Annotated in this window: 13 protein-coding genes; 6 read left to right on the top strand and 7 right to left on the bottom strand. The window is 54.8% G+C overall.

The genetic code is table 11. The annotated features are described in order from the left end of the window. Nucleotides 1-126: 126 nt before the first annotated feature. Genes bioB through ACR0EO_RS15490 form a run of 6 tightly spaced genes read left to right on the top strand, consistent with a single transcriptional unit; the run spans nucleotide 127 to nucleotide 5,509 of the window. On the top strand, nucleotides 127-1,107 hold the full coding sequence (gene bioB, locus ACR0EO_RS15515) for a biotin synthase BioB (RefSeq protein WP_480691405.1): 981 nt from the start codon (nucleotides 127-129) through the stop codon (nucleotides 1,105-1,107). After that, nucleotides 1,104-2,237 (top strand): 8-amino-7-oxononanoate synthase, encoded by a 1,134-nt coding sequence (locus ACR0EO_RS15510; RefSeq protein WP_480691404.1) that lies wholly within the window; start codon nucleotides 1,104-1,106, stop codon nucleotides 2,235-2,237. The genes bioB and ACR0EO_RS15510 overlap by 4 nt, the downstream gene beginning before the upstream one ends. Beyond that, nucleotides 2,234-2,854, top strand: coding sequence for a dethiobiotin synthase (gene bioD / locus ACR0EO_RS15505; protein ID WP_480691403.1), 621 nt, complete (start codon nucleotides 2,234-2,236; stop codon nucleotides 2,852-2,854). Before ACR0EO_RS15510 ends, bioD begins: the two co-directional genes overlap by 4 nt. After that, nucleotides 2,851-4,137, top strand: coding sequence for an adenosylmethionine--8-amino-7-oxononanoate transaminase (bioA, locus tag ACR0EO_RS15500; RefSeq protein WP_480691402.1), 1,287 nt, complete (start codon nucleotides 2,851-2,853; stop codon nucleotides 4,135-4,137). The genes bioD and bioA overlap by 4 nt, the downstream gene beginning before the upstream one ends. Then, nucleotides 4,134-4,754, top strand: coding sequence for a pimeloyl-ACP methyl esterase BioG family protein (locus tag ACR0EO_RS15495; RefSeq protein ID WP_480691401.1), 621 nt, complete (start codon nucleotides 4,134-4,136; stop codon nucleotides 4,752-4,754). Before bioA ends, ACR0EO_RS15495 begins: the two co-directional genes overlap by 4 nt. Then, on the top strand, nucleotides 4,751-5,509 hold the full coding sequence (locus tag ACR0EO_RS15490; protein ID WP_480691400.1) for a methyltransferase domain-containing protein: 759 nt from the start codon (nucleotides 4,751-4,753) through the stop codon (nucleotides 5,507-5,509). Before ACR0EO_RS15495 ends, ACR0EO_RS15490 begins: the two co-directional genes overlap by 4 nt. Nucleotides 5,510-5,515: 6 nt before the next feature. Here the strand turns inward: ACR0EO_RS15490 and ACR0EO_RS15485 are convergent, their stop codons facing one another. From ACR0EO_RS15485 to ACR0EO_RS15455, 7 genes are all read right to left on the bottom strand, one after another. Further along, nucleotides 5,516-6,124, bottom strand: coding sequence for a GntR family transcriptional regulator (locus tag ACR0EO_RS15485; RefSeq protein ID WP_480691399.1), 609 nt, complete (start codon nucleotides 6,122-6,124; stop codon nucleotides 5,516-5,518). A gap of 75 nt (nucleotides 6,125-6,199) precedes the next feature. After that, nucleotides 6,200-7,165 (bottom strand): sterol desaturase family protein, encoded by a 966-nt coding sequence (locus ACR0EO_RS15480; protein WP_480691398.1) that lies wholly within the window; start codon nucleotides 7,163-7,165, stop codon nucleotides 6,200-6,202. A gap of 128 nt (nucleotides 7,166-7,293) precedes the next feature. Beyond that, nucleotides 7,294-8,694 (bottom strand): DUF4856 domain-containing protein, encoded by a 1,401-nt coding sequence (locus ACR0EO_RS15475; RefSeq protein WP_480691397.1) that lies wholly within the window; start codon nucleotides 8,692-8,694, stop codon nucleotides 7,294-7,296. A gap of 117 nt (nucleotides 8,695-8,811) precedes the next feature. Beyond that, entirely contained in the window at nucleotides 8,812-9,588 is a 777-nt protein-coding gene (locus ACR0EO_RS15470; RefSeq protein WP_480691396.1) for a heme ABC transporter ATP-binding protein, read from the bottom strand. 3 nt (nucleotides 9,589-9,591) lie between these two features. Further along, a complete protein-coding gene (locus ACR0EO_RS15465) occupies nucleotides 9,592-10,656 on the bottom strand; it encodes a FecCD family ABC transporter permease (RefSeq protein ID WP_480691421.1) in 1,065 nt (354 codons plus the stop codon). Then, the gene (locus ACR0EO_RS15460; RefSeq protein WP_480691395.1) at nucleotides 10,649-11,500 is read right to left on the bottom strand and encodes a heme/hemin ABC transporter substrate-binding protein; all 852 of its coding nucleotides are present in this window, start codon (nucleotides 11,498-11,500) and stop codon (nucleotides 10,649-10,651) included. The genes ACR0EO_RS15465 and ACR0EO_RS15460 overlap by 8 nt, the downstream gene beginning before the upstream one ends. Next, nucleotides 11,497-12,543 carry a hemin-degrading factor gene (locus ACR0EO_RS15455; protein ID WP_480691394.1) on the bottom strand — a complete coding sequence of 349 codons (1,047 nt, stop codon included), beginning with the start codon at nucleotides 12,541-12,543 and terminating at the stop codon, nucleotides 11,497-11,499. Before ACR0EO_RS15455 ends, ACR0EO_RS15460 begins: the two co-directional genes overlap by 4 nt. Between the last annotated feature and the right edge of the window lie 212 nt (nucleotides 12,544-12,755).

Raw genomic sequence — 12,755 nt, 5'->3', positions numbered from 1 at the left:
TCGCTAATACAGTGGGATGCAGATTTCCCGCCGACCACGGACACTGTTCCAGAATCTTGTTGCATAAAGCCGAATTATCGATACGAACTTGCCCGGAAAGTTTGCAAGCGGGATAATATCGATAAAATGAACAGCTCTTCCCCCAAGTGGTCGCGTGAGGCCGCACAGGCACTGTATGATCTTCCTTTGATGGACCTGCTGTTTCGCGCGCAGACCGTGCACCGTGAAAACTTTGACCCAAACAAGGTCCAAACATCCAAGCTGTTGTCGATCAAGACCGGCGGGTGTGCCGAGGATTGCTCCTACTGCTCGCAATCGGCACGCAACGGTTCCAAGCTGTCAGCGTCCAAGTTGATCGAGGTTGAACGGGTGCTAAGTCAGGCGCGTCTCGCACGCGACGGTGGCGCTACTCGCTTCTGCATGGGGGCGGCATGGCGTGAACCAAAGGATCGGGACATGGACGCGCTGGTCGCAATGGTCGAAGGCGTTCGTGAACTGGGCATGGAAACCTGCATGACGCTGGGTATGCTGGATGACAATCAAGTGGTCCGTCTGCGTGATGCCGGACTGGATTACTACAACCACAATATCGATACGTCAGAACGGTATTACCCCGAGGTGATAACCACCCGCACGTTCGCTGACCGGATCGACACCATGCAGCGTGTACAAGAAGCCGGGATCAAAGTGTGCTCGGGTGGTATCCTTGGAATGGGCGAAGAGATTGGGGACCGCGTCGACATGCTGGTCACGCTTGCCAATATGGGCCCCGCACCTGAATCTGTGCCGATCAACATGCTGATGCCGCAGGAAGACACTCCGCTTGCAGATGCAAAGCCGATAGACCCGATTGAATTTGTGCGTGTGATCGCAACTGCACGCATCATGATGCCGAAGTCATATGTCCGGCTGTCTGCTGGACGCAGCGATATGAGTGATGAACTTCAGGCGATGTGTTTCCTGGCCGGAGCGAACTCGATCTTTGTTGGTGAGACGCTTCTGACCGCTGAAAACCCCGAAGAAGACAAGGACGCTATCCTGTTTGCCAAGTTGGGTTTGCAGGCTGAGACTGTCGCCGGACAAAGCTGCGCGGACGCCGCTGAATGAAAGCATTGGGGCGACTGAACTCGATGCTTGAAACGTTGGACACCCGGCATCGTCGTCGGGTGTTGACCCTGCGGCGCGGGCTTGACTTTGCTTCGAATGACTATCTGGGTTTGACCCAGTCGCCCATTCTAAAACAAGCAGCGCAACATGCATTGGACCGAGGTGTTCCTTTGGGATCGGGCGGATCGCGTTTGCTGCGAGGTAATCACCCCGAACATGAGGCTCTGGAACAAGAGGCTGCCGCGTTTTTTGGTGCTGAGGCGGCCTTGTTCATGGGGGGTGGGTTTCAGGCCAATCAAGCGATTTTCTCAACCCTCCCGGCCGCAGGAGATCTGGTCCTGTATGACGATCTGGTTCACGCCAGCGCGCATGAAGGTATGCGCACGGGGCGGGCCGAAATTCGCTCGTTTATCCACAACGATTTAACCGACGCTCGGCGTGTGCTGTTGGACTGGGTGTCAGGTGGGGGAACTGGTCAAATCTGGATCGCGGTTGAAAGCGTGTATTCGATGGAGGGCGATCTTGCTCCGTTGAACGCATTATCGGACCTGGCCTGCGAATATGATGCGGTGCTGGTCGTAGACGAAGCTCATGCGACTGGGGTTTTTGGCTCCGGCGGCAGGGGGCTGGCGCATGAATTGAAAGCCGAGGTTTTGACGCTTCACACGTGTGGCAAGGGTTTGGGCGTTTCGGGTGGACTCATCTGCGGGGCCAAGGTGATGATTGATACACTGATCAATCGCGCGCGCCCATTTATATTTGCAACGGCGCCTTCACCATTCAACGCAGCTTTGGCTCGGGCAGTGCTTAACCATCTGCAGTCAGACTCGGGTCTTACAGAAGCAGCAGAAGATCGCATTGGTTATGCTCATGCCGAAGCTATGAAGCACGGCGTGCCGCTCAGCGCCCTGAATAGCCAGATTATCCCTATCGTCATTGGGGATGAGGCGCGGACGATGGAAATGGCCTCGGCGTTGCAAGCGCAAGGTTACGACATTCGCGGCATCCGCCCACCGACTGTTCCGCGCGGTACTTCCCGGTTACGCGTTTCGATCACTGGGAACGTCACGCATGCCAATATCAGTGCCTTGTTCGGAACGTTGGCACAACATCAAAGCGAGGCAGCATGACCGCAGTGATCGTTGTCGGAACTGACACCGGCATAGGAAAAACCGTATTCGCAGCAGGGCTTACTACGGCCTTGAACGCCAGTTATTGGAAGCCAGTTCAATCAGGGCTTGATGAGGCGACGGACTCGGAAACCGTCGGAGCCCTCACGGATGCGAAGGTGCTGCCCGAGGCCTATCGCCTAAACAAGCCGGCCTCTCCGCATCTTTCAGCGGAAGATATGGGGATTGAAATCGATCCGGCCCGCCTGGCGCTGCCTCAAGTTTCAGACCGCCTGGTGGTTGAGGGTGCGGGTGGGCTTATGGTGCCATTGAACCGCGAAGTGTTTTTCCTAGATGTGATTGCCGATTGGCAAGCTCCCGTTGTTCTGGTTGCTAGAACCTCACTGGGCACGATTAATCACACGACTTTGTCGCTGATGGCGTTGCGTAACGCTGGATGCAACGTTGTGGGTGTGGCTTTTGTCGGAGACGCTGAACCCGAAGTTGAACAGACAATCAGCCAGATGGGTCACGTTCCGCATCTGGGTCGCCTGCCCTTTATCAAAAACTTGTCCCAGGAGACACTTCTTGAGGCCTTCAAATCCATTGATGTCGACACAATCCGGAGCGCCCTGTGACCCCGCTTGAATTTGATGCCCGGCATCTTTGGCATCCGTACACAAACGTCTTGAAGCCCGGCCCGATGCATTTGATCACCGGGGCCGAAGGCGTTTGGTTGACCGCCGAAGACGGAACTCAAATGATTGACGGAATGTCTTCTTGGTGGTGCGCTGTTCACGGGCATCGTCACCCAGCGATCATCGGGGCAATGCAGGCGCAGTTAGGACAGATGCCGCACGTTATGTTCGGCGGCCTCACCCACTCACCTGCTATCGAGCTGGGTCGAAGACTGATTGATCTTCTGCCTGACGGACTGGATCGTGTTTTCTACAGCGACAGCGGGTCGGTTGCCATTGAAGTGGCTTTGAAAATGGCGGTGCAGTACCAGATGGCACAGGGCCGTCAGGGACGCACACAATTCGCCACAATCCGCGGCGGTTACCATGGTGACACGTGGAAAGCGATGAGCGTCTGCGATCCCGTCAATGGAATGCACGGTCTGTTCGCGGGAGCATTGTCTGTTCAACATTTCCTGCCCCGACCGCAAATAGCCTTTGGTCAGGAATGGTCAGACGATGGCGACTTGAACGGGCTAAATGCGCTGGAAGAGTTGTTGGAGGCGAAAGCCGATCAGATCGCCGGGCTTATTCTTGAACCTGTGGTTCAAGGCGCGGGTGGGATGTACTTCTATCATCCCAATTGGCTGCAACGAGCGCACGAACTGTGCAAAGCGTACGATGTATTGGTGATCTTTGATGAAATCGCCACCGGGTTTGGCCGCACCGGAAAGCTGTTCGCAATGGAACACGCTGATGTGGTTCCGGACATTCTGTGCCTTGGAAAAGCGCTGACCGGGGGGCACATCACGCTGGCCGCCACAGTTACCACCGAGGTCGTCGCACGCCAGATCGGCGAAAGCGAGGCTAGCGTTCTGATGCACGGCCCCACTTACATGGCGAACCCCCTTGCCTGCGCGGCAGCCGTTGCCAGTCTTGAACAGCTGAGGGTCAGGGACTGGAAGTCCGAGGTTCAGGCAATCGAGGATCAGATGGCACGGGAACTGGAGCCGGCTCGGGATCTGCCCGGCGTCGCTGATGTTCGCGTTTTAGGAGCTATCGGGGTGATAGAGATGAAGGATTGGGTTGATCCTTCGATCGCACATGGATTGGCGTTGGAGACTGGAGTCTGGCTGCGCCCGTTTGCACGCAATATTTATTGCATGCCGCCGTACGTCATCTCGGACAATGAACTGAGCCGTGTCACGTCAGCTATGGTTTCACTTGCGAAGGGGATGTCGTGAAGCACCAATGGCTATCCCGGGCCGGCACCAAAGAGGTTTTGGTGGTCTTCGGAGGTTGGGCCTTGGGGCCGTCCCCGTTTATCGGTTTGTCCGGGAAAGCCGATGTTTTGTTCGTGGAAGATTACACTCAGTTGGACGATCCCCTGACTGAGCTTTCCGCCTATGATCGGATAACATTTATAGCCTTTTCCTTCGGAGTGGCGTCAGCAGCGCATTGGCTGGCGCAAAACGATGTGTCTCCTGATCGATTGGTCGCCGTTAGTGGAACACTATTCCCGTCGGATTCCGAACGTGGGATTGCGCCAGAAATGATCCGTGCAACGGCAGATCAATTGACCGCGCCCAGCTTTGCCAAATTCTGTCGTCGTGCTGGCTTGCGTGGATCTCCTCCAGAGATCGACATCGAGGCAGCGAAAGCCGAACTATTCGCAGTAATCGAACGTGGAGCAGCCCCACACCTCGAATTCGACCGGATTTGGATACCTCAAAAGGACCGAATTATTCCGACCCAAGCGCAAGAGGCCGCATGGGAAGATCAAAAACACGCCGTCCGAACCGTTGGCGCCCCTCATGTCCCGTTTCTTGGTACTGAAAACTGGATGGAGTGGATCGCATGAATATTCAGTCCTCCGGCCGCGTTCAGCGCAGCTTTAGCCGAAGTTTTCGGACCTACCACGACGCGGCTTGCCAACAGGCGCAGATAGCTGATCAGTTGGTGCAGGATTTGCTCTCAAACGGAGCGCGGAAGCAATTTACGTCAGTGTTGGAGTTTGGGTGCGGTACCGGGCATTTGACACAACGTCTCTGGACCACCTTCGATGTTAAGGGCCTGATTGTTAACGACTTGTCACCAGAAGCCGCTGAAACGGCGGCATCCTTCGATGCTGAATTTCTGTGCGGAGATGCCGAAGCGATCGTTTGGCCAAGTCAGCCTGATTTGATTGCGTCAGCTTCTATGATCCAGTGGCTTCCTGATCCGGTCGCATTCTTACGTCGGGCGGCAAATGCTCTGGCGCCCGGTGGATGGTTGGCAGTGTCCGGTTTCGGGCCAGAACAATACCAAGAGCTTGTCCACATCGGGCCGTCTGCTAAGGCTCCGGGGCTGTGCAAAGCCAGTGATCTAGCCTCTGCTATTGCAGATCAGATGGAGGTTTTGACCGTTGGCGAAGCAGAACGACAAATGAGGTTCAATTCGCCTCGGGATGTCTTAAAGCACTTACGTAAAACCGGCGTGAACGGACGAGCGCAAACCGCCTGGACTAAATCTTCGCTGCAACGGTTTACAGATGATTACACCCATTTGTTCGGAGACTCGAATGGAGTCCCCCTGACCTACCACCCGATTTGGATTGTCGCTCGCAAACGTGGTTGACCTTAGTCAGGCCAGACGGGTCAGGTGACGCTGCATGACGCTACGTGCACGCTGCGCATCGCGTTCTTTGATTGCCGTTAGAATTGCTGCATGATCTGGGTCTTGACGCTTGCGCCAGCGTGCGGTGTGGCGCTTGTTGAAATGCCAAGCGTACAACAATTGAAGATTGCGGATTTCGGCGATCAGGCGCGGCATGTTGCAGGCGGCAATGACCGCCATGTGAAAGGCTTGGTTAGCTTCTTCCCAGTCCTCAGCCGTTTCAGCTTCGTCGCATTGCGTGTGGTAGCGTTCAATCACCGCTATCTGCGCCGAACTTAGATTTGGTACCGAGTGCTCTAGCGCTACAGGCTCCAATGCGCCGCGCATCACACGTAGCTCGTGAATTGAGTCCTGATCCATCGGTGCCACGCACATGCCACGGCGTGGTAACCCGATAACCAATCCGCTGGATGCAAGATTTAGCAGGGCCTCTCTGACAGTGACCTGGCTTACCCCGAACTCGCGAGCAATCAGATCCTGTCGCAGCTTTTCGCCGGGCTGAAACGTGCCTCGGACGATCTGCGAGGACAGCCTGCGAGCGACATCATCCGACTTCTTGATTTGCTGCTCAGCCACCTGGTCTCCGTCGATCCGCGTTCAAATTTCGCACCGTCTGAGGACTAGCGTTATGTGATTGAATGCGCAACAGAGTTACGCATCTCGAACCCAATCCTCTTGGGTATTGGTCACTGCAGCGTCTTTCGGGCGATGAAACCGGGATTTGAAAGCTACCAGCCTTTTTATGCGCCGCTGTACGACACGGGTCATATCCCGAAACGGGCGCAAGTATATATCCAGCAGGTTCGAAGCACTGGCTTCTGACGGAGCGAGGCCGAAGGTTAGTGTTCGGCCCTGCTCGGACAAGTGCAGCGAACCGAAAAGCCAATCCCAGATCGCAAAGGCCACGCCAAAATTCTTGTCATGGTGTTCTCGGGCGATGGAATGATGCACCTGATGTTGCGCTGGTGAGATCAGCAAGTGTTCCAGCCAACGCCAATACCGGATCGAAATATGGGTGTGTCGCAGGTTGGATCCGGTTACATGAAAGACAAAGGAAAGGACGTTAACGCCAAGTACCGTGTAGAGGTCAACCGCGCTGCCGAAGAAGAACAGAAAGGTGGCCATCACAGTGCCCTGCGCTACCGCGGCTCGCAGCCCGTAGAGAATGCCCTCGAGCGGGTGCACACGATAGACAGTAATAGGTGTCATCGTTTCGGCCGAGTGGTGCACCTTGTGGATGGCCCACAACAACGGCCAGCGATGCATCCAGCGATGAACAAGGTACTTTGTGAAGTCATCCACCAAGAAAATTGTCATCGTAAACAGCGCGACGATTACGCTTTTGGGGGTGTCTGCAAAAAGACCACGTTTCAGGAAATCTACGTCATGCAACGCGTAATAGAGCGCGGTTGCAATTGCCAACTGCGATACCAGCAAAGGTGAAATAAACATCGTAAAGATGCGGTTTATGAAAAAGATCTTGTAATCGGCTTTGGCCGACGGTGAGAACAGTACCTTACGGTCGAACACTTCCCCCAAAGCCGATCGGATCGACGATCTGCGCACTGCCATCAACCAAATCAATGCGATCAGGACGGTCAAAAACAAATACCCCACGAAGACTCTCTTCTTGGGGTTGGAAAAATCAGCAACGATTGTGCCTATATAATCGAGAAATTCCAAACGGGCTCTTTCTGCGGAGTACCCGACGGCCCATAGACCGCCGGGATAGGATCATCAGATCCTCAGTCGCTTTCGGCGGACTCGTTGGCACCCAGCTTTTCAGCCAATGCAGCCAGATCAGCCGTTGCGTCATTGGCGCGGCTTTCGATTCCGAACTTGTCGATCAGAAGCTGCTGAACTTTCAGCATGTTCACCTGATACTCATCCAGCGTCATTTCGCGGTCACGCACAAAGTTGCCGTCGGCATCAATATCGGACACCATTTTGCCGTCCGGCATTGCAGGGCCAAAGCCAATCAGCCAGTTCAGATCGATGGCAGTTGCGCCAAGGTTGTTCTTGCCGGACTGCAGAGCCATCGAGAAACCTTTCAGTTCACCCCAATGCTTTGCATAGTTGCGCAGTGCTTTATCTGCGTCATCGCCCGACTTGATCGTGTCGATGTCTTTGTAAACCGAACCAGCATATTTGAACGTGGCTTCGGCCAGAGTTTTTTCCCAATTGGTTTCGATGATATCGGCGTAGTTCTTCAACTGGGCCCGCTGCTCGTCAGTCAGTTTTTCACCGTTGGCCGACGCGATCAGCGCGCGGCCGTCGCGGAAGGCGTTGAAGATGGTGGTCATATACTGAGTGTTCTTGTTGCCACCTTTGTCAGCGCCTGCTGCATAGTATGCGGGTCCAAACACCATCTCGGTTTTCAGGTCGATGACACCGTCACCATTGGCGTCCGCCGCCGCCAGGTCTTTTTGTTTCGAGACTGCATAGTTTTGCTCAGGCGAAAGAGCGGCTGAATGCGCCGCGGCGCCGAAGTAACCGAACGCTTCATCCCAGGAATGTTCTTTCCCGGTGTAATGCTTGCCTTCTGAATAGGGCTGGTCGTTAGGCTTAGTGTCAGCTTCCAGCTTCTCGTCCAGATAGTTATCGACCGCTTGGTTATACGCCATCGCGCCCAGAGTGAATTTCGAAATCAACTGACCCCAGTCCATACCGTTCACCGGATCGTAGCCTTGTTCCGAGACAGCGGCCAACTTGATCATCTGCAGCGCAACGTCGACGCCCGACTGGTTGCCCGGCCACGCGGGCATAGCGCCATTGTAGAACTTGCCCGAGATGTTCTTGCCTTTTGAGATTTCGTTCACAGTAGACTGTTTGACTGGGAAGCCTTCCTTCGACGCCGGAGCAATGATTTCCAGGTCTTCGTCGGACCCGTTGAAATAAGCCAACATCAGTGCTTCTACATCCGCTGCATTGTTGCCGCCATCGCCTTTGGCGGCCGCCTTTTTCAGGCTGTCATGCAAAACGTGACGTGCAATTTGTCCGGAATAAGAAACGGAGTCGGTTTTATCGCCTTCATAACCTTTTACTGTGACCGGGAACGGGCCATAGGCTTGATCGGCCAAAGCAGCGCCGCTGAACAACGAAACTGCGACGAGCGCCGAAGTAAGTTTGAGTGTAGGCCTAAGCATGGGGAGTCCTCTCTTCCAATCCGACTATTTTTATCGGAAACTATTTTCTGACCCTTTTAGTCGATTAATACCGCATCAAGTCAACCCCCCATTTTAGCGAAGTTTTCATATCCTTATTCAGGGTGAAAATCCTGCGACTTGGGGAAGTAGAAAGACCTCGGACTCTGGTGTTTGGTTAACTATGATACGGCAGCCGTAGGCCTGGCTAAGTAACTCATTTTGCAAGGTTTCAACGGGCGTACCGTGACTTAACACTTTACCTTTGGAAAGAAGAATTACGCTGTCGGCGCACATGGCCGTCAGGTTTAAATCATGCATCACCATAACCGCGCCGCCACCCGCAGCGGTGAAGTCCTTGACGATTTGCATCACTTGTAATTGGTGGCCAATATCCAGACTCGAGACTGGCTCATCCAGAAACAACCAACGAGAACCGGAAGGGCCTGTTGGCTCCCATACCTGCACCAGAACACGTGCCAGCTGAACGCGCTGCTGCTCGCCCCCAGAGAGTTCCTGGTAAAAACGCGCTTCAAAACCGGACAACCCCACGCGTTTCAATGCGTCTTGTGCGATCCAGTCATCACCCAGCAGACGCATTCGACCCATGCGAACAACTTCGAGAACAGTGAAGGGAAAGCTCATCGGTGTGGACTGAGGTAAAACCGCGCGCATTTCCGAAAGCTCGGCAGCAGAGGTTTTGGCGGCATCCCGCCCGTTCAAAGTCACTTGGCCCTCAAAAGCCAAGTCTCCTGTCAAAGCCGCCAGAAGGCTCGTCTTGCCCGCCCCCGACGGGCCAACAATTGCAGTAACCTGACCCGCTGCCGCGGAAAACGACAGGTTCTTAAAGATGATGTGTCGCCCAAGCCGAACAGTTAGATCAGTGACATTCAGCATATTTCAAAGGTCCACAATCCCACGTTGACGAAGCAGAATACCCAAGAAAAACGGCGCACCGATGACTGCAGTTACAATGCCGATAGGGAGCTCGGACGGCGCAATGATAACGCGGCTGATTAGGTCAGCCAGAACCAGCAGTGTCGCTCCCAACAATGCGGAATTGACTAGCAAATAACGATGATCTGGGCCGGATATCAGCCGCAGAAGGTGCGGTACGACAATGCCGACGAAACCGATCCCTCCGCTCACGGCCACTGACGCGCCGGTTGCTGAGGCGACAATCAAAACAGCGGTGGTTTTCAGGTTTTGAACGCGGACACCAATATGCCCTGCCGCTGCTTCGCCCAGCGACAACGCGTTTAAACCCTGTGCCAGAAAGGGCGAAAGCAACACCGGAAGGAGGATCAGGGGTGCAGAAATCGCGACTTTGCTCCAACTGCTACCAGCCAACGACCCCATTGACCAAAAGGTGAAGTCCCTTAGCTGCGCGTCGTTGGCCAAGTATACAAGGATACCTGTCAGAGCCATTGCAAGCGCCGTCAGCGCGATGCCCGCCAACAGCATTGTCGCAACCGAAGTACGTCCTCTACGGGTCGCAACGCGATAAAGTAGGATGGTCGAGATCCATGCCCCGAAGAACGAAAAGACGGGCGCTACCCAAGCTGCGAAGCCAGATGCAAAAGTCAAAGTGCCGCCCAATACGATTGCGGTCACAGCTCCGAGGCTGGCACCGGCGCTGACACCGACGATGCCGGGGTCAGCCAGCGGGTTGCGAAAAAGGCCTTGTAGAATGGCACCGGAAACTGCCAGCCCTGCACCTACCAGACAACCCATGAGCACTCGTGGCGCGCGAATATCAAACAAGACAACTTGGTCTCGCAATGTCAGTTCTTGTCCGACAAGCACGTCGTTCAATGTGCGCCATAGCGAAGTGCCCGCCGCACCGGTCGCGAGCGCGGCTAAAACGGCGGCCAAAAGAGCGAACAACAGAACCCAGGTCAGCCTTTGAGCGACAAAACTGCGATCACCGTTTTGCGAAAGGCCACGTAGTGCGAGGTCAACCATTGCCATCGCGCAGCTCAGCAGCCAATTCTGTTACTGCCTGCCCGGTTCGGACCGAAAAGCCTAGCAATAACATTCCGTCCATTCGGATCAGTTTCCCGCTCTGACCCGCTGGCGTTGCCGCAATGGCTGGATGAGCCAGAACCTCCTCGTCTGTTTCCGAGATACTGCGTCCACCATCCATCATCAGAATGACGTCAGGCGCAGCCGAGATTATGGCCTCATCCCCCATTGGTTTGTAGCCCTCGAATTCCTGAACGGCATTGGTCGCACCGACCATTTCAATGATCCCCTGAGCAGCCGTATTCCGCCCGGCCACCAAAACGCGCCCGCCCTGCATCGTCAGAACGAACAGAACCCGCTTATTCCCAATGTCCAGATGATCGGTTGCCTCATTGATTTTGGCGTCAACCTGATCGACCAACTTTTCACCTTGCGCGGGTACGTCCAGTGCGTAAGCGACAGCCCTGATTTTGGAAGCTACTGCCGCACGATCATGACCCATTGGAATTGTGACAAAGGGGACTTGCGTCTCGGCCATCACCTGCAAAACCTCGGGAGGGCCTGCGCCTTCTTCGGCAAGGATAAGGTCGGGGTTAACCGACAACAAACCCTCAGCTGACAGGCGACGGACGTACCCGATATTCGGCAACTCGGAGACCTGCGGCGGGTGGTTCGATGTACTGTCCCGTGCCACCAGACGATGCTCCTGACCAAGCGCGTAAACGATTTCTGTGATCGACCCTCCTGCGGATACAACCCTCTTCGCTGGTTGTGCGCTCACTGAAGTGACAGACACCATCAGCCCCGCCGCGATCAAACCAAGAGTATTGAGAATTCTAGTCATGCCGAAACCTCCTGCACGCTTTCCGCAAGGGACAAAACCAAGTTGTTCCATTTCTCGGCGGCCTCAGGATCGGCCAACACTCCAAATATCTGCAGGATCAATCCGCCGTCCGCATCAAACGCCTCAACTGAGATTGCGTCGCCTCGTTTGGTTGCTTTGGTGGCTTGCCAAACCTCGGCGATATGGTCGGAACGAAGATGCAGGTTGAAACCAGGGTCCAAGACGTTCAGCCAAGGACCCATTTGTTTGACCGTCTTAATGGAACCAGTGTGTATCTCGATGCACCCCTGATTGCCGACAAAGACCATGATTGGCAGCCCAGTTTCTGCGGCCTTGTTCAACACCGTTTCGACAGCCGATGGTGCCAAAGGTCGGACATAAGGCGCGCCAGCCATCCGGTAAGCACCCAAACGGTTGAGCTTCAGCTTGCGCACCATTTGCAGAAACTGATGGGTGTCGGTGATGTCATCCCAGCCTGCCCGCAAGCGGGTTGTTTTAGCTGGGTCAGTTTTAGCTGGCTCAATAGCGGCGCGCGGTTCGACCGCCAGCGTTTCGGACTGATTAGGCTCTTTCAGCTCTTCGACGAGACCATCCCACTCTTCACTGACGGAGCTGTTACGCAGGAAAATCTTGTGGACCGCGTCCCCTGCCGCATCGAATATCTGAATTGAGCGCCTTTCGGCACCGTCTTCGAGTGCTTTGGTCACGGCGAAAGCATGAACCCAGTGTCTGGGAAACATCCTCAGATCGATCTCATGATTGAAAACAAGTGCTGCATGAGGACCACCGCGATAGTCATCGTAGATGCCAACCTTCTCGATCACACAGCTTTCATTGCGAGTCAGCGCCATCACCTCACCCAGCCGGTTCACTAAGGGCATGATCCGGTCCATGTCCGCGCTGATGCGGATTGCGCTGTCGCCAACATGGGCTGCCACCAACTCTGCTTCGGAAATATCCAGTTGGGCTGCTAGGGCGCGGTCCCGTAGGTTTGGGTTCTGCAGGCGGGCGGCCCGAATTCTGTTTGGGTATGAGTGTGCCATCGTCGTCTCCGGATCGGTATCAAAAGCGCAGCTGGCTAGGGTTGAGACGACCGGGCTATGCACTGTGTATCGCTTTGTGTGACCATGACCTACGCTGATAAATCTGTGGCATCAAGAGCACGGCCAGATTTTCTGACTTAAATACTATGGTATTCGCAAAAAAACTTTACTAAGGGCATTTCGCAATGGGTTGATCTGCGCGATTTGCCCAA

The sequence above is a fragment of the Ruegeria sp. BE9 genome, from assembly GCF_056538765.1.
The sequence above is the reverse complement of the archived record's forward strand: the minus strand, read 5'-3'. Positions and strand labels throughout refer to the sequence as shown.